16 protein-coding genes and 2 pseudogenes are annotated in these 16,887 nt (G+C 72.8%); 13 read left to right on the top strand and 5 right to left on the bottom strand.

The genetic code is table 11. From position 1 onward, the window contains the following. Nucleotides 1–275 precede the first annotated feature (275 nt). The gene (locus AB0I68_RS11155; RefSeq protein ID WP_363176961.1) at nt 276–1,586 is read left to right on the top strand and encodes an alpha/beta fold hydrolase; all 1,311 of its coding nucleotides are present in this window, start codon (nt 276–278) and stop codon (nt 1,584–1,586) included. A 243-nt stretch (nt 1,587–1,829) separates the two neighbouring features. Here AB0I68_RS11155 and AB0I68_RS11150 read toward each other — a convergent pair whose 3' ends face one another. Next, a complete protein-coding gene (locus AB0I68_RS11150; protein WP_363176948.1) occupies nt 1,830–2,423 on the bottom strand; it encodes a helix-turn-helix domain-containing protein in 594 nt (197 codons plus the stop codon). Nucleotides 2,424–2,551: 128 nt separating this feature from the next. On the opposite strand from AB0I68_RS11150, the gene AB0I68_RS11145 reads away from it, so the two are divergent. The 5 genes from AB0I68_RS11145 to AB0I68_RS11125 all read left to right on the top strand — a co-directional run bounded on the left by AB0I68_RS11145 (nt 2,552) and on the right by AB0I68_RS11125 (nt 7,412). Further along, entirely contained in the window at nt 2,552–3,661 is a 1,110-nt protein-coding gene (locus tag AB0I68_RS11145; RefSeq protein ID WP_363176947.1) for an NAD(P)/FAD-dependent oxidoreductase, read from the top strand. Between the two features lie 91 nt (nt 3,662–3,752). Continuing rightward, nucleotides 3,753–4,682, top strand: a complete 930-nt coding sequence (locus AB0I68_RS11140) for a helix-turn-helix transcriptional regulator (protein WP_363176946.1) — start codon at nt 3,753–3,755, stop codon at nt 4,680–4,682. Nucleotides 4,683–4,826: 144 nt separating this feature from the next. Further along, nucleotides 4,827–5,783 (top strand): hypothetical protein, encoded by a 957-nt coding sequence (locus AB0I68_RS11135; protein WP_363176945.1) that lies wholly within the window; start codon nt 4,827–4,829, stop codon nt 5,781–5,783. Nucleotides 5,784–5,899: 116 nt separating this feature from the next. Beyond that, entirely contained in the window at nt 5,900–6,322 is a 423-nt protein-coding gene (locus tag AB0I68_RS11130) for an organic hydroperoxide resistance protein (RefSeq protein ID WP_363176944.1), read from the top strand. A gap of 325 nt (nt 6,323–6,647) precedes the next feature. Continuing rightward, a complete protein-coding gene (locus AB0I68_RS11125; protein ID WP_363176943.1) occupies nt 6,648–7,412 on the top strand; it encodes a PIG-L family deacetylase in 765 nt (254 codons plus the stop codon). A 137-nt stretch (nt 7,413–7,549) separates the two neighbouring features. Here the strand turns inward: AB0I68_RS11125 and AB0I68_RS11120 are convergent. Next, nucleotides 7,550–8,137, bottom strand: a pseudogene (locus tag AB0I68_RS11120) (SDR family NAD(P)-dependent oxidoreductase); the annotation flags it as partial. 223 nt (nt 8,138–8,360) lie between these two features. Here AB0I68_RS11120 and AB0I68_RS11115 point away from each other — a divergent pair. From AB0I68_RS11115 to AB0I68_RS11090, 6 genes and pseudogenes are all read left to right on the top strand, one after another. Continuing rightward, complete coding sequence (locus AB0I68_RS11115) at nt 8,361–9,347, top strand: NADPH:quinone oxidoreductase family protein (RefSeq protein ID WP_363176942.1); 987 nt, start codon at nt 8,361–8,363, stop codon at nt 9,345–9,347. A 17-nt stretch (nt 9,348–9,364) separates the two neighbouring features. Further along, complete coding sequence (locus tag AB0I68_RS11110; protein ID WP_363176960.1) at nt 9,365–10,531, top strand: acyl-CoA dehydrogenase family protein; 1,167 nt, start codon at nt 9,365–9,367, stop codon at nt 10,529–10,531. Further along, on the top strand, nt 10,528–11,634 hold the full coding sequence (locus AB0I68_RS11105) for an acyl-CoA dehydrogenase family protein (protein ID WP_363176941.1): 1,107 nt from the start codon (nt 10,528–10,530) through the stop codon (nt 11,632–11,634). The genes AB0I68_RS11110 and AB0I68_RS11105 overlap by 4 nt, the downstream gene beginning before the upstream one ends. A 184-nt stretch (nt 11,635–11,818) precedes the next feature. Beyond that, a pseudogene (locus AB0I68_RS11100) lies at nt 11,819–11,935 on the top strand (GNAT family N-acetyltransferase); the annotation flags it as partial. Between the two features lie 59 nt (nt 11,936–11,994). Next, complete coding sequence (locus tag AB0I68_RS11095) at nt 11,995–12,360, top strand: tyrosinase family oxidase copper chaperone (protein ID WP_363176940.1); 366 nt, start codon at nt 11,995–11,997, stop codon at nt 12,358–12,360. 44 nt (nt 12,361–12,404) lie between these two features. Beyond that, nucleotides 12,405–13,268 (top strand): tyrosinase family protein, encoded by an 864-nt coding sequence (locus tag AB0I68_RS11090; RefSeq protein WP_363176939.1) that lies wholly within the window; start codon nt 12,405–12,407, stop codon nt 13,266–13,268. A gap of 131 nt (nt 13,269–13,399) precedes the next feature. Here AB0I68_RS11090 and AB0I68_RS11085 read toward each other — a convergent pair whose 3' ends face one another. Then, the gene (locus AB0I68_RS11085) at nt 13,400–13,675 is read right to left on the bottom strand and encodes a chaplin (protein WP_363176938.1); all 276 of its coding nucleotides are present in this window, start codon (nt 13,673–13,675) and stop codon (nt 13,400–13,402) included. 81 nt (nt 13,676–13,756) lie between these two features. Then, on the bottom strand, nt 13,757–14,098 hold the full coding sequence (locus tag AB0I68_RS11080; RefSeq protein WP_363176937.1) for a hypothetical protein: 342 nt from the start codon (nt 14,096–14,098) through the stop codon (nt 13,757–13,759). Between the two features lie 116 nt (nt 14,099–14,214). On the opposite strand from AB0I68_RS11080, the gene AB0I68_RS11075 reads away from it, so the two are divergent. Then, nucleotides 14,215–15,678 carry a carboxylesterase family protein gene (locus tag AB0I68_RS11075; protein WP_363176936.1) on the top strand — a complete coding sequence of 488 codons (1,464 nt, stop codon included), beginning with the start codon at nt 14,215–14,217 and terminating at the stop codon, nt 15,676–15,678. Here AB0I68_RS11075 and AB0I68_RS11070 read toward each other — a convergent pair. Then, a complete protein-coding gene (locus AB0I68_RS11070) occupies nt 15,647–16,882 on the bottom strand; it encodes an alpha/beta hydrolase-fold protein (RefSeq protein WP_363176935.1) in 1,236 nt (411 codons plus the stop codon). The genes AB0I68_RS11075 and AB0I68_RS11070 overlap by 32 nt on opposite strands. Nucleotides 16,883–16,887: the final 5 nt, after the last annotated feature.

Raw genomic sequence — 16,887 nt, 5'->3', positions numbered from 1 at the left:
CACTCCCCCCCCCCCGGCTCCCGCGGCGGGGGCGCCCCCGGCCCCCCGGGCCGCGGGGGCTCGCCGGGCCCGTTCCCGTGCGGCCGGGTACGCGGCCTCCGGGGAACGCGCGCGCATCGCCAAGGCTCCGCGGTCCGGGGCGGCGCCGGCCGCCGCAGCCGCCGGTAAGGTCCAGGGCAGCCGGCGGCCCCGTACTACACTCGGCCGGGCCGCCAGACCGTGCCCCGGTCGCGATCCGGCCGGGGCAGCCGCACACCCAGGGGCCGTTCGTGACCATCGACCGCAGCTACCGTCAGCCCGGTGTCGTCCTCACCGACCACCGCTTCAGCGTCCCGCTCGACCACACCCGCCCGGACGGGGAGCACATCGAGCTGTACGCCCGCGAGGCCGTCGCCACCGGCAAGGACCCCGAGACCCTGCCCTGGCTGCTCTACCTGGAGGGCGGCCCCGGCTTCGGCGCCCGCCGCTTCGTCGGCCGGCAGGCCTGGCTGGGGCGGGCCCTCACCGAGTACCGGGTCCTCATGCTCGACCAGCGCGGCACCGGTCGCTCCACCCCGGCCAACCGGCAGACCCTGCCCCTGCGCGGCACCCCCGAGCGGCAGGCGGAGTACCTCGCCCGGTTCCGCGCCGACTCCATCGTGCGCGACGCCGAGGCCATCCGCCCGGGCCTGACCGGCGGCGCGCCCTGGACCGTGCTCGGGCAGAGCTTCGGCGGCTTCTGCACCACCCACTACCTCTCCACCGCCCCCGAGGGCCTGACCGCCGCCCTGATCACCGGCGGGCTCCCGTCCCTCGACGCCACCGCCGACGAGGTGTACGAAGCCGGGTACCCCCGCATCGAGCGGAAGAACCTGGCCCACTACGCCCGCTACCCGATGGACGTCGAGCGCGCCCGCCGCATCGCCGCCCACCTCCTGGAGCGCCCGGCCGAACTCCCGGGCGGCTACCGCCTCACCGCCGAGGCCTTCCAGTCCGTCGGCATCCTGCTCGGCAGCGGCGACGGCAGCCACCAACTGCACCACCTGCTGGAAGACGCCTTCGTCCCGACCCTGTCGGGCCCCGCCCTCTCCGATGCCTTCCTGGAGGGCGTTCGCGGGCTGCTCTCCTTCGCCGGGCACCCCCTCTACGCCCTGCTCCACGAGCCGATCTACGCCCAGGAGCCGGCAGCGGCCACCGCCTGGGCCGCCGAACGGGTCCGCGCGGGCCACCCCGGCTTCGACGCCGAGAAGGCCCTCGCGGGCGACGGGCCCCTGCTGTTCACCGGCGAGACCATCCACCCCTGGCACTTCACCGCCGATCCCGCGCTGGCCCCGTTGCGCGAGACCGCCGAACTGCTGGCTGCCCGTACCGGCTGGCAGCCCCTGTACGATCCGGCCCGGCTCGCCGCCAACGAGGTACCGGTGGCCGCCGCGGTCTACCACGACGACATGTACGTGGACACCGCGCACTCCCTGCACACCGCCCGGGCGATCCGCGGCCTGCGCACCTGGGTGACGGACGAGTTCGAGCACGACGGCCTCCGCGCCGGCGGCCCCCGCGTCCTGAACCACCTGCTGGCCCTCGTACGCGACGAGGCCCAGGACTGACGGACCCCTCGGCGGCGTTGCGACGCAGGGCGACCACCCAGGCTGCCTCGACGTGACCGCAAGGCCGTTCGCTCCGCGGCGACCGCGACCGGCGCCGACCGCCGACGGTCGTGCGGCCGCTGGGGCCCGCACGGTGGGCGCCGTCGCGCACCTCGGCGGTCTGCAAGCGCAGGAGCCGCAGGAACCGTTCGTCGGACTCTGGTCGCGACTGCGCGGTTGACGCTGCGGTCGCCGCAGCAGCGCTCAATGGTGGGTGTGCAGGGCTGCCCAGCCGTGTTCGAGCAGGGCGAAGGCTTCCTCGGCGGCGCGCCGCGGGTCGGCGTGTCGCTGGATGAGGATGCGGGCCTCCAGGGCGAAACGGGCCAGGGCCGCGCAGGTGATGTCGTCGCCGGGGGCGCCGACTTCCTCCGCGATGGCGCGCGCCAGGGTCGTTTCGTGGCGTGTCCACATGCGGTGGGCGTAGTCGCGCAGGGCCGGGGTGTCCTGCACCATGCGCGCGAACGCGGCGAAGCGCGGGTCTGCGGCGTTGACGGCGAGCTGGGTCTGCTTCAGCAGGATGTGCTCGCGCAGTGCGTGCGGGATCGACTGGCCCGGGGGCCGGTTGTGGACGGCAGCGACGAGTGCCGCCTCGAGATCGTCGTCCTGGTCGAAGACCAGGGCTTCCTTGCTGGGGAAGTGCTTGAACAGGGTGGTCACGGACACGTCGGCGGCGTCCGCGACGTCCTTGACGCCGATCTGGTCGTAGCCGCGCTCGAGGAAGAGCTGGAGTGCGGCGTCGGCCAGGGACTGGCGGGTCTGGGCCTTCTTGCGCTCGCGGCGCCCGGTCGGTTCGGTCACCGGTACACCATAGCCCAAGATGAACTCGCTACGAAAGTGTAGTCATTGCGCTTTTGTAGTGGATGTGCTTTCTTGGTGGTGCGCCGGGCCACCGGCGGCTCAGCCCACCTTCCTGAGGGGACATCCCTATGAACTCCGCCCGTGACCCACGCATCGCGGTCGTCGGCGCCGGCCTCGGCGGCCTGGCCCTGGCCGGCGTCCTGCAACGCCACGGCCGCTCCGTCACCGTCTTCGAACGTGAGGCCTCCGCCGACGCCCGCTCCCAGGGCGGCACCCTCGACATCCACGCCGGCACCGGTCAGCTCGCCCTGCGCGCGGCCGGCCTGCTCGACCGGTTCCGCACCCTGGCTCGCCCCGAGGGCCAGGAGTGGCGCGTGCTCGACCCCATCACCGGTACGGCCCTGCCCTTCCCTGGACCCGTCCACGACGAGGAGAGCCCGGAGATCGACCGGGGTCAACTGCGAGGCCTGCTCCTGGAGTCCCTCTCCGCGGGCACCGTACGGTGGGGCTGCGCCGTCAACGGGGCCACCCCGCTCGGGGACGGCAGCTGGCGCCTGCTCCTCGGCGACGGCACCACCGAGGACGTCGACCTGGTGGTCGGCGCCGACGGCGCCTGGTCACGCGTCCGCCCGGCCCTGTCGGCTGCCACGCCCGCCTACACCGGCGTCACGTTCGTCGAGGCCGGCTTCGACGACTGCGACCTGCGCCACCCCGCCCTCGCGCGGATGGTCGGCAACGGAAGCCTGCTCGCGAAGTCCGCCGGCAGGGCCCTGTTCGCCCAGCGCAACAGCAACGGCAACATCCGCGCCTACATCGCCTTCCGCGCCCCGGAGAACTGGCACCTGGCCGCAGATGTGGACCTCGCCGACGAGGCAGCCGTGCGAACCCACCTGCTGAAGATGTTCGACGGCTGGGACGAGAGCCTGCTGTACCTCCTGCGGCACAACGACCGCGCGTTCATCAACCGGCCCCTGTTCGTGCTGCCCGCCCCGCACACCTGGGAGCACGTCCCCGGCATCACCCTGCTGGGCGACGCCGCGCACCTGATGCCCCCGGTCGGACTGGGCGCCAACCTCGCCATGCTCGACGGCGCCGACCTCGCCCACGCCCTCATCGCCGAATCCACCGTCGACGACGCCCTCCGCGCCTACGAGGACATCATGCTGCCACGCTCCGCCAAGGCCGCACTGGACTGCGCCGGGGCGCTCGACATCCTCGTTCCCTCGACGAGCGCCTGAACAGGCCCACGCCCCAGCGGTGTCGGTGTCCGGCTCGCCTGGCACTGACAGGGGCAGGCAGGTGAGGTCGCGCGTGTCCATACTCGAATCCATGAGCAGCAGATCAGAGTTGGGGCGGTTCCTGCGGACGCGCCGGGCGCAACTGCAGCCTGCGGACGTCGGGTTGCGGATGTTCGACGAGGAGCGGCGGGTGCCGGGTCTGCGCCGCGACGAGCTGGCGGGGTTGGCGGGTGTGAGCGAGTCCTACTACACGCGACTGGAGCAGGGGGTGTCGCTCAACGCGTCGACGGAGGTGTTGGACGCGATCGCCCGAGCGCTTCGTCTGGACGGAACCGAACGCCGCCATCTGCACGATCTCGCAGGAGCGTTGCACAAGGGCGGCAACGAGCGAACCCGCCGGCAGGCACCCGAGCGCGTCAGCGATACGACGAGACAGCTGATCCGCGCCTTCGGGGACACCCCGGTCATCGTGCTCGGCCGTCGCAACGACGTGCTGGCGTGGAATCGCGCGGGGCATGCGTTGTTCGCCGGACACCTCGCCTATCAGAGCCCCGACCATCCCGCTCGACGTCCGAACACCGCGCGACTGGTCTTCCTGGACGCCCACACCCGCGAGCTGTACGAGGACTGGCCCAAGAAGGCCAGGGACGTGGTGGGAAGGCTGCGCCTGGCCGTCGGCCGGCACCCCGGTGATCCGATGCTGGCCGCGTTGATCGGCGAACTGGTCATGCACAGCCCGGAGTTCACCGCGATGTGGTCCGCGCACCCGGTCCGGGCATGGGACATCGCGACCTACCGGATGCGCCATCCCCTGGTCGGAGCCGTGGACGTCACCCAGCAGGCCATGCCGGTCCCGGACGGGCCGGGACAGCGGATCGTGGCGGTCACCGCGGTGGCGGGTTCGGCCTCGCAGGCCGCGCTGACCCTGCTGGCCCAAGCCGTCGCCCCAGGTGAACAGACTCGCCCGGCAGGTACGACACCAGAACTGGAACCGATCGCTGACACAAGATCGGTCTCGTAGTCATCGTCATCCCGTCCGTGGCCGGCGGTAACGATGCCGCCTGATCAGCACGGTCAGGGAAGGCCCTGACGACGGCTACGTCTCAAGAACCCTGGTCCCACCATGCGCACGTGACGTCCGCGTGCCCTGAATCCGTGAGGAACAATGCGTCAGAACATCCTGAGAACGGCCGTCGCGGTCGCTGCCGCGGTCGTCGTCGGTTTCGTGTCATCCCCGGCCGGGGCCACCCCGAACGCGACGGCCTCCATCCGCGCGCACTTCGACTGGGCCAAGGGGCAGACGCCGGAAAACGCGGCCACCGAACCGGACGGCAGCCTCGATGTGACCTTCTCGCTCGCCCGGCAGGTCGCCAAGGTCGAAGCCGACGGCACGACACACATCCTGGCCACCATGCCACTGCCCGCCGACGGCGGGGTCAGCACGCCCGTACTGCGCTTCGCGGCCACCATGGGGATCGTCCGCGACGCCGACGGAACCCTGTACTTCCTCTATGCCGCCGGTGCCGCCGATCTGACCGGTGTGTGGCGGCTGCGCCCGCACGGAACCCCGGAGCGCATCGCCGCCCTGCCCGCCGACGCCCTGCCCAACGGCCTGGCGCTGGACCGGCGGCACGGCATGCTCTACATCGCCGACTCCGCGCTCGGCACGATCTGGGCGGTCCACACCACCGGCGGCCAGGCGACTGCCTGGTCGACCGCACCCGAACTCGCTTTCTCCAGCATTGCCGGCGCCAACGGACTGAAGATCCACAACAACGCGCTGTGGGTGGCCAACACCGACAAGGGCACCATCGTGCGGATCCCCTTCCTGCCGGGGCGCAGGCCCGGACCGGTCCAGACCCGGGCCACCGGACTCACCACCGTCGACGACTTCGCCTTCACCGGCGGCGGCGACGAGATCCTGGCCGCTCTCCACCGCGTGAACCAGGTCGTCCGCATCCGCCCCGACGGAAGCCACTCCACCGTGCTGACCGCGGCGGATGGCCTGCGGAACCCCACGGCGATCGAGGTACGGCGCGGCACGGTGTATGTGCTCGATGCCGCCTACGCCACCGCCGAAGACCCCAACCTGCTGACCGTCCGTCTGCGGGACCTGCGCTGACCAGTCCGCGCTGACTTGTCGTCACCAGCCTTTGTCTGCCACGCCAATTCGCGATCGCGGCGTGGCCGGCGACCGAAGACCGACCACCATCTGTGGCACCCGTGAAAGGAACAACCATGTCCGTGCTCTACACCACCGAGGCGATATCGACCGGCGACGGCCGCAACGGGGAGGTCCGCTCCCTGGACGGGGTGCTCGATGAGGTTCTGGCGGTCCCCAAGGAGATGGGCGGCCCCGGCGGCGACAGCACCAACCCCGAGCAGCTCTTCGCCGCAGGCTACGCCGCCTGCTTCCACAACGGGCTGCGACTGATCGCAGGCCGGCAGAAGGTCGATGTCGGTGCGTCGACCGTCACCTCCACGGTGAGCCTGCTCACCCTGGACGAAGGACGCTTCACCCTCGCCGTCACGCTCTCGGCCCACCTGCCCCACCTCGATCAGGCCACGGCCGACCAGCTCATGGCGACCACCCACCAGGTCTGCCCGTACTCCAACGCCACCCGCGGGAACGTCGAGGTGACGCTCAAGGCAACGGTCTGAGCCGAGGCGGCCGTGACAGGTCGCTGGTGACGACCACAAGGATGGTGGGCCGGGTGAGGACTGACCGTGTCCTGGAGCACGAGATGACCACCCGGCCACCCACACGGAGGCTCCCGCGTGCGGATGCGGCCGGCTGGCTCAGCGGTCCTGGCTCACGCCGCACTGCCGGGAGCTTTCGCCCGGAATCCCCACCCTCGACGCCCTGGGCGCCGGCCGCGTCGGAACCAACCTCGCCGGCAAGCTCTCCGCAGCGGGACACCGTCCCCCTCGCATCCCGCAGCGCGACGGCCCGTCCCTGTCCGTCCATTCGCCTATTGTGCGAGGCATGACCGAACAACTGGATCAGCCCGCGCCCCTGGAGCCCATGCCCACCGACTGGCGGCGCGCCCTCGCGGTGGTCGCCCACCCCGACGATCTGGAATACGGCGGTGCCGCGGCGATCGCCGACTGGACGGACGGCGGCCGCGAGGTCGTCTACCTCCTGGCCACGCGCGGAGAGGCCGGCATCGACACGATCCCGCCGCAGGAGTGCGCCCCGTTGCGCGAGGCCGAGCAGCGCGCGAGTGCCGCCGTCGTCGGGGTTTCCACGGTGGAGTTCCTCGACTACCGGGACGGCACCGTCGAGTACGGCCTCGGTCTGCGCCGGGACATCGCGGCCGCCATCCGACGGCACCGCCCCGAACTGCTCATCACCCTCAACCACCGCGACACCTGGGGCGGTCAGGGCGGCGGGGGCTACTGGAACACCCCCGACCACAAGGCCGTCGGCCGGGCCACCCTGGACGCCGCCGCCGACGCGGGCAACCGGTGGATCTTCCCCGAGCTCCACTCCGAGCAGGGCCTGGAGCCCTGGAACGGGGTGCGCTGGGTCGCCGTCGCGGGGTCCTCGACGCCGACGCACGCGGCGGACGCCGGCCCTGGCCTGGAGCGCTCGATCAAGTCGTTGATGGAGCACAAGGCGTACATCGAGGTGCTCACCGACCAGGACCCGGAGGAGTACTGCCGCAACTTCCTCACCGGCTTCGCACAGCAGGCGTCGGTGCGCTTCGGCGGCCGCCCGGCGGTGACGTTCGAGGTCTTCTCGCGCTGAGCACCACCCCCCAACCTGACGGTCCATGTTCGCCGTGCTCGCCCGCCTCCCGCAGCCGGTGGTGGCCGCCGTAGGACGAGGCCGTTGATCCGGATGCCGTACGGGCCCCACTCGACGGCGAGCGTTTCCACCAGGTTCTTCACCCCGGCCTTGGCGGCGGCGCTGTGGGCGAAGCCCGGTCCGCCCGTCCAGGCGTACGAGGCGCCGACGCTGACGATGGAGCCGGGTGTCGCGGCGGCGAGGCGGCGGCGGCCGAACTCGCGGGTCGTGAACCAGGTGCCGGTCAGGGTGGTGTCGACCACCGCCCGCCAGGCGTTGGGCGACAGGTCCTCCGCCGGACAGGGGAAGTTGGCGGCCGCGTTGTTGATCAGGACGTCCGGCAGCCCGAGCGCCGCCTGCGCCGCGTAGAAGACCTCCGCGATCCGCTCCGGGTCCCGGATGTCGCACACGGCGGCCGTCACCCGGCCCGCGCCGGGGACGGCCGCCAACTCCTCCTGTGCCGCCTTCAGCTGCCCGGCGCGCCGGCTCGCGATCACCAGGTCCGCGCCGAGCCGCGCGAACTCGGCGGCGATGGCTTTGCCCAGCCCGGTGCCGCCGCCGGTCACGAGGACCACCTGGTCTGCGTACGTACCGGGCGGCAGGGCGGCGGCGCCGGGCGGCGGCGCGGGCAGGCCGGGCAACGACTCCTGGCCCGCCAGAACGGCGGCGGCTCCGGCCGCGGACATGCTTCTTCTCATGTGGTGGTCCCCCCTGGACAGGTGCTGTTCCCCGTTGAGTCATGGCATGCGGACGCCACACGCTGCCGAAGGTGGGGCGGAAGTGGCCGGAATGACGCGTGTTGATTCGGTCCGGACGGTTGTCCGCCCCCTGCCGGTGGTTCCCAGAGAGGCAAGCGACTGCTTAGTATGCCCGCGGAGCGTGTTCCTCGACGGCCGCTGGAGGCCCCCGATGCAGGCATGGCGAGTACATACCCCCGGCGAACCCCGTGAGGCCATGCGCCTCGAAGAGGTTCCCGAACCGGTGCCCGGCGAGGGCGAGGTGAGGCTCAAGGTGCTCGCGGCGAACGTCAACTTCCCCGACGCGCTGCTCGTGCGCGGGCAGTACCAGATCCGCCCGCCGCTGCCCTTCACCCCCGGCGTCGAGATCTGCGGCGAGACCGAGGACGGCCGCCGCGTCATCGCCAGCCCGAGCCTGCCGCACGGCGGCTTCGCCGAGTACGTCACCGCGCCCGCCCGCGCCCTGCTGCCGGCCCCGGAGACCCTCGACGACGCCGAGGCCGCCGCCCTGCACATCGGCTACCAGACCGGCTGGTTCGGCCTGCACCGCCGGGCCCGCCTCCAGCCCGGCGAGACCCTGCTCGTGCACGCCGCCGCCGGCGGGGTCGGCAGCGCCGCCGTCCAGCTCGGCAAGGCCGCCGGCGCCACCGTCATCGGGGTCGTCGGAGGCAAGGCCAAGGCGCGCACCGCCGAGGAGCTCGGCTGCGACCTGGTGATCGACCGGACGAGCGAGGAAATGGCCGGGATTGCAGCCCGGGTCAAGGAGTTCACCGGCGGGCGCGGGGCCGACGTGGTCTACGACCCCGTCGGCGGCGACGCGTACAGCGCCTCCGCCAAGTGCGTGGCCTTCGAGGGCCGGATCGTCGTCGTCGGCTTCGCGAGCGGCACCATCCCCGCCCCCGCCCTCAACCACGCCCTCGTGAAGAACTACGCCATCCTCGGCCTGCACTGGGGCCTCTACGCCACCAAGGACCCCGCCGCCATCGCCGCCTGCCACACCGAGCTCACCCGGCTCGCCGCCGAGGGCGCGATCAGGCCGCTGGTCAGCGAACGCGTCCCGCTCGCCGGAGCCGCCGACGCCGTGCAGCGCCTCGCCGACGGGACCACCACCGGCCGGCTGGTCGTCGTACCGGCCCTGAGCGGAGGCGGCCCGCGGTGACCACCTCCGAAGAACTGATGGCGCGCGTACGGGACCTGCTCCTCGCCCACCCTCCCGCCGACACCGGCCGTACCGCGTTCCTGCAGGCCCGCTTCGACGCCGGCCTCGCCTGGGTCCACTATCCCGAGGGCCTCGGCGGGCTCGGAGCCCCCCGCTCCCTCCAGGCCGTCGTCGACGCCGGACTCGAGGCCGCCGGCGCCCCCGACAACGACCCGCGCCGGATCGGCATCGGCCTCGGCATGGCCGCGCCCACGATCCTCGCCTACGGCACCGACGAGCAGAAGCGGCGCTTCCTGCGCCCCCTGTGGGTGGGGGAGGAGGTCTGGTGCCAGCTCTTCAGCGAGCCCGGAGCCGGCTCCGACCTCGCCGCGCTCGGCACCCGCGCGGTCCGCGAGACCGGCTCCGGCGACTGGATCGTCGACGGGCAGAAGGTGTGGACCTCCAGCGCCCACACCGCCCGCTGGGCCATCCTGATCGCCCGCACCGACCCGGGGCTCCCCAAACACCAGGGCATCACCTACTTCCTGTGCGACATGCACGCCCCCGGCGTCGAGGTCCGGCCGCTGCGCCAGATCACCGGCGAGGCCGAGTTCAACGAGGTCTTCCTGACCGGCGTCCGCATCCCCGACAGCCACCGGCTCGGCGCCGTCGGCCAGGGCTGGGAGGTCGCCCGCACCACCCTGATGAACGAGCGCGTCTCCATCGGCGGCATGCGGCTCCCCCGCGAGGGCGGCATGATCGCGCCCGTCGCCGCGGCCTGGCGCGAGCGGCCCGGGCTGCGGACCCACGCACTGCACCAGCGCCTGCTCCAGCTGTGGGTCCAGGCCGAGGTCGCCCGGCTCACCGCCGAGCGGCTGCGCCAGCAGCTCGCCGCCGGCCAGCCAGGCCCCGAAGGCTCCGGGATGAAGCTCACCTTCGCCCGCCTCAACCAGGAGATCAGCGGCCTGGAGGTGGAACTCCTCGGCGAGGAGGGCCTGCTGTACGAGGACTGGACGATGCGCCGGCCCGAGCTCGTCGACTTCACCGGCCGCGACGCCGGCTACCGCTACCTCCGCGCCAAGGGCAACAGCATCGAGGGCGGCACCAGCGAAATCCTCCTGAACATCCTCGCCGAACGCGTCCTCGGCCTGCCCGCCGAGCCGCGCGACGACAAGGACCTCGCCTGGAAGGACCTGGCCCGATGAGCGATGCCTTCGACCTGCTCTACTCCGAGACGGAGGAAGAACTCCGGTCCGCCGTACGGGCGCTGCTCGCCGACCGCTGCGCACCGGCGGACGTGATCGTCCGGGCGGAGACGGACCGGCCGCACGACCCGGAGCTGTGGCACACGCTCGCCGCGGAGATCGGCACCGCCGGGCTGCTCGTGCCGGAGAAGCTCGGCGGCCAGGGCGCGGGCCACCGGGAGGCGGCCGTGGTGCTGGAGGAGCTGGGGCGGGCCGTGGCGCCGGTCCCGTACCTGACGAGCGCGGTGCTCGCGACGGAGATCCTGCTGGGCTGCGACACGCATGAAGTGGCGGGGCTGCTCCGGGAGCTGGCCGCGGGCCGGCAGGTGTGCGCACCGGCGCTGCCGCTGACGCAGGCCCCGGGCGCGCCGCTGCCGGCGCCCGTACGGGACACCGGGGGCGGAGTCCTGACGGGCACCGTCACCTCGGTGGCGGACGCGGCGGCCGCCGATGTGCTGCTGGTCCTCGCGGACTCGGGGCTGTACGCGGTCCCGGCAGCGGAGGTCTCGCTGGTCCCGCTGGTCCCGCTGGACCTGACCCGGCCGCTCGCCACGGTGACGCTGGACGGCGCCGCGGGAACCCGGCTCGCCGACCCGGCGACGGCCCGCGCGGCGGTCGCCGGAGCACTGCTGTCGGGGGCCGGACTGCTGGCCTCCGAGCAGCTCGGGCTCGCGCAGTGGTGCCTTGCGGAGACGGTGCGGCACGTACGCGGCCGCCACCAGTTCAACCGGCCGATCGGCTCCTTCCAGGCGCTGAAGCACCGCCTGGCGCAGCTCTGGCTGGACGTGGCCTCGGCCCGTGCGGCGGCCCGCGCCGCGGCGGACGCGCTGGCCTCCGGGACCCCCGACGCCCCGCTCACGGTGGCGGTCGCCCAGGCGTACTGCTCCGGGGTCGCGGTCCGTGCGGCGGAGGAGTGCGTGCAGCTGCACGGCGGCATCGGCATGACGTGGGAGCATCCGGCGCACCTGTACCTGAAGCGCGCCAAGGCCGATGCGCTGGCCCTGGGCACCCCGGGCCACCACCACGCCCTGGTGGCGGACTTCGCGGAACTCCCGTCCCCGTAGCCCGGCCCGCCCGGGTTCGCGCTCGCGCCCGTGCCCGCTCTCCGGGCCGGGGTGCGCTGCGCGGACTCCGGGCCGGGGTGCGCTGCGCGGAGCCTCTCGCCTCCCCGCCCTTCTCGCGTTCACCGGGCCCCGCCCGGACCCGGGCCGGTGCGGCGCCGTTGCGCGGGCCGGCCCCCGCAACCCCGTCTACCGCTCCGCCGGGTGGACCGAGGCCGGCACCATCCCCGACTACGCCACCGACCCGGCCGGCCGCCTGCACCCCACCACCCTCTTCTACAAGCACCCTCACCGGCCGAGGTGACCTCGCCCGCCGCGCCGCGTTAGACCCCGTAGCGCGGACCACCGAGCGAGGGAGACCGCATGTACACCACATCCGCATCCGCAGCACTCACCCGCCGCACGCTCCTCCGTACGGCCTTCACCGCGGCGGTGCTCGCCGGCGCCGCCGCGGCCCTGGCCCCCGTACTGCGTGCGCGCCGCCCCCGGCAGACCCTCACCCCGGCCCCCCTCACCGAGGAGACCTACCGCGGCCGGCACATCGCCGTCGACCTCGCCGGGGTCCGGATCGACGGCCGCCCCCTGCACGTCATGCGCCGCGCCGACGGCAGCTACCTGAGCGGGATCAACCACTTCCAGTCGTTCGAGACCCCACTGGAACTCGCCCGCGCCGCCGTCGACGAGCTCGGCACCAACCAGTTGGCGCTCGCAGCCCCGCACCACGGCTGACGGACGGCACGGAACAGCACAGGACGGAACGGGAGGAACCCCGCATGTACACGCGGCAGAACCAGAAGAACCTGACCAGTGCCCAGAAGAAGCGGTTCACGGCGGCCGTGCTGGAGCTCAAGCGCAACGGCGCGTACGACGATCTGGTGCGCACTCACGACAAGTACTTCGTGCCCGACCGGGACAGCAAGCTCCGCGTCGGGCACATGTCCCCGTCCTTCTTCCCCTGGCACCGGCGCTACCTGCTCCACTTCGAGCGGCTGCTCCAGGCCGTGGACCCGGGTGTCTCGGTCCCGTACTGGGACTGGACCACGGACAACAGCCCGGTCTCCTCGCTCTGGGCCGAGGACTTCCTCGGCGGAACCGGCCGCGAGAGCGACCGTCGCGTGACGACCGGCCCCTTCGCCCACGAGAAGGGCAACTGGGAGATCACCGTGGGCATCACGGAGGCCCGCTTCCTCACCCGCAACCTGGGCCGGCCGCAGAACCCGATCGCCCTGCCCACCGCGGCCGAGCTCCAGTGGGCGCTCGACGACCCGGCGTACGACACCTCGCCCTGGGACTCCACGGCCCGCGACGGCGGATTCCGCAACAAGCTGGAGGGCTGGGCCGCGCCGAAGAGCGAGCGCTGGCGCAACCACAACAAGGTGCACCAGTGGATCGGCGGCCACATGACGGGCGGTACGGCCCCCAACGATCCGGCGTTCTGGCTGCACCACGCCTTCGTGGACCTGCTGTGGGACCGCTGGCAGCAGAAGCACCCCGGCTCCGGCTACCTGCCCGCGACCCCGCCCGAACCGGGCGACCCGCAGCACGGCCGGGTGATCGCCCTCGACGAGCTGATGCCGCCGTGGGACATCACCCCGCGCGACATGCTCGGCCACGAGGGCCTCTACCGATACGAATGATCCGGCGCCACGGAAGATCCGGATGGTCCGGACGTCCGGTCCGGTGGACCACGGAAGAAGGGCCCCCGCCGTACGGCGGGGGCCCTCAGTCCTCGGACCAACCGGTCAAGCCGGCCGACAGGCGCAGGCGGTCAGCCGCCGTAGCCCTCGGTGTGCTGCTCGCCGCCCGACTGGTTGATGCAGGTGTTGCCGAACGCCGGGTTCAGCAGCCCGACCGCGTTCACGGTGTTGCCGCAGACGTTGACCGGGACGTGCACCGGAACCTGGAGCAGGTTGCCCGAGAAGACACCGGGGGAGCCGACCGCCGCACCGTGCGCTCCGGCATCGGCGACGGCCAGACCGGCGCCGGCGGCCAGGGCGCTACCGGCAACAGCGGTGACGGCGACTGCCTTCGCGATACGCGACATCAAGATCTCCTCGTGAGATTGGGGTGCCACAGGGGAGCTGTGGCATTTGACATGGCATACAACGCAGAGGGAGCCCAGGAGTCACGGCCGTTGGGCCTTCGCGGTGAAGGAAAATCGCACAGAGGCGAAGTACGGCTCGATCTGGCCCCCCGCCCCCGGCTGCAGGACCGCCACGCTGTCGCCCGTGCAGCCGGGCCCGCGGTAGAGCGTCGCGGTGCTGCGGGTCGCGTTGGTGACCGCCTTGTGACCGCCGCCCTTCGCCTCGACACAGCCCTGCGGGTCGGTCAGCCCGTGGACCTTGTCGTCCCGGCCGACGTACTGGAAGTCGGGCCCGGCGGCCTGCGCCGTGCCTGCGGCCACGAGCAGGAGCAGGGGGACCGAGCCGGCCTGGACGAAGCCGCGGACGCCGGGGTGGATACGCATGGATCGCATGACCGGTCCAACCCGGTCCGCCCCGCGCCGGGTCACGCCTTGTCACCCGTCGCAGGCCTGTGCGACCGTGCCCGGTACGCGGAACACCGGATTCAGCGGAGGAAACGATGAGCACAGCGGGCGGCAGCGGCCGGCCCCGGGTCAGGACCGGGTACGGCGTCGTCGAGGGCCGGACCGGGCCGGACGGCATCGCCGCCTTCCGGGGCGTCCCGTACGCCGCCCCGCCCGTCGGCGCCCTCCGCTTCGCCGCGCCCGCGCCCCCGGCCGCCTGGGACGGCGTACGCGACGCCGGCGCGTTCGGGCCCACCGCGCCCAAGGTGCCCTACCCGGCGAAGTTCGCCGCCTTGCTGCCCGACCCGGAGGTCTCCGGGGACGACTGTCTGAACCTCAACGTGTGGACCCCGGCCCCGGCCCCCGGGGCCCGGCTGCCCGTCATGGTGTGGCTGCACGGCGGGGCCCTCACCCGCGGCTCCTCGGCCGTCCCCGTGTACGACGGCTCCGCCTTCGCCCGCGACGGGGTGGTGCTCGTCTCCGTCAACTACCGCCTGGGCGTCCTCGGCTACGGGCTCTTCCCCGACGCCCCCGCCAACCGCGGGCTGCTCGACCAGATCGCCGCCCTGACCTGGGTCCGGGAGAACATCGAGGCCTTCGGCGGGGACCCCGGCCGCGTCACCGTCTTCGGTGAGTCCGCCGGAGCCATCAGCGTCGGCGCCCTGCTCGGGGCCCCGCGCGCCGCCGGGCTCTTCGCCGGGGCCGCGCTGCAGAGCGGCGCCCCCGAGGTGCTGCCGCGCGAGAGGGTGCGCAGGATGGTCCGGCGGATGGCCTCCCTCCTGAAGGTGCCCGCGACCGCGGAGGCCTTCGCCGCCACCGCCCTGCCCGACCTGCTCGCCGCCCAGGGCGCCGTCCTGCGCCGCTCCGGCCCCCTGGTCGCAGGGCCCGCCTTCGGCCTGGTCGCCGACCCGGACACGCTCCCCGGCGACCCGCTCGAGGCCGCGGCGGCGGCGGAGGTACCGCTGCTGCTGGGCTGGACCACCGAGGAGTACCGGCTCTGGCTCGCCCCCACCGGCGCGATGAAGCTGATGGACCGGCTCGGTCCGCTCACCGTGGCCCTGGCCCGCTCCCGCAGCGGCAAGGACCGGGCCGCCGTACGGGCGCTGCGCGCCGCACTGCCCGGGGCGGGCCCGGCCGAGCTGGCGGGGCAGCTGCTGACCGACCGGCTGCTGCGCGACCCGCTGCGCCGGCTCGCCGGGGCGCGGCGGACCGCCTCGAGCTTCCTGTACGAGTTCGGCTGGCCCTCCGGTGTTCCGGGCCTCGGCGCCTGCCACGCCCTGGAGCTGGGCTTCGTGTTCGACACGCTCGACGTGCCGGAGTCCTCCTGGCTGGCCGGGCCGGACGCCCCGCAGGAGCTGGCCGACCGGATGCACGCGGCCTGGGTGCGCTTCGCGGTGACCGGGAACCCGGGCTGGGCGGCCTGGGACGGCAACGGCCCGCCGATGGTGTTCGGCGGGCCGCAGCGCGTGGAGTCGGTCGAACCGGTGGTTACTCCACCGGTCCTTCCAGGACCTTGCTGATGAACTGGATCGGGCCTTCGCCCATGTTCGGGACGTAGGTCTTGGCGTTGTGCTGGCCGCCGGGAATGACCCTCATGCTGGTGTGGATCGGCCCCTTGCCGTAGGTCGCGATGAACTTCTGCACATCGGGCAGGGTCTTCTTGTTGTTCTCGTTGTCGCCGACCTGGAAGGCGAGGTAGACGTCCGGGGCGCCCTTCTTGTCGATCAGCGCCTTCGCCAGCAACTCCGGGTTGTTCTCGGCCTTCTCCTTGTCGTGGCCCTTCCACAGCGAGGAGTCGGGCACGATGTCCGGGCCGGAGCAGATGGCGGCCTTGAACTTGTCCGGGTGCTGCAGGACGGCCTTCAGGCTCGCGAAGCCGCCGGTGGAGGAGCCCATGTAGGCCCAGCCGTCACGGGACTTGATGGTGCGGAAGTTCTCCTTCATCAGGTCCGGGACGTCCTCGGTCAGCCAGGTGCCCATCTTGGGCTGGCCGGGGATGTCGGAGGCGTCCCAGTAGATGCCCTTCTCGTCGCCGGCCGGGTTCAGCACCGGCATGGCGAGGATGAAGGGCTTGCTCTTGCCCTCGGCGTACCACTTGCTGATGCTGGTCTGGAGCCCCAGGTCGGTGCCCATCCAGTAGTTGTTCGGGTAGCCGGCGCCGCCGGGCAGGGCGATCATGACCGGGAAGCCGCTCTTCGCGAACTTCGGGTCGTTGTACTCCTTGGGCGCCCAGACCCACACCTTGCCCTTGAAGCCGGACTTCTTGCCGTCCAGCGTGGTGACGGCCACGTGCGTGCCGTCGCCCAGGGTCATGGAGTTCTTGAACTCGGCCTTCGGGCCGGTGGGCATCAGCGCCTTGGAGTTGGCCGCCTGCTTGACGTCGCCGCCGCCCGTCTTGCCGCCCGCGGCCGGCTGCCCGAAGGAGACGTCCTTGCCCTTGTCGGTGAAGGGGGGTATCTCGAAGTGGTACATCACCCCTGCCGCAATGCCGGCGAGGGCGAGGACGGAGACACCCGCGATCAGCCAGCGCCGGCCCCGGCGCGGACGCCGCCGGTTGTCCTCGAGCTCCTCCGGCTCGCCGTACGGCGGGTGCGGCGGCCCGTACGGGGGCTCGTGGTGCTGTTGGGGTTCGTACGGCTGCGCGTACGAGGTGCCGTAGGGCTGCTGCTGGTACTGCCCTTCCGACCGGTACGGCTGGTGCTGTCCGTCGGGTGCGTACGACATGTGCG

Source organism: Streptomyces sp. NPDC050448, from assembly GCF_040655295.1.
Taxonomy (GTDB): domain Bacteria; phylum Actinomycetota; class Actinomycetes; order Streptomycetales; family Streptomycetaceae; genus Streptomyces.
The sequence above is the reverse complement of the archived record's forward strand: the minus strand, read 5'-3'. Positions and strand labels throughout refer to the sequence as shown.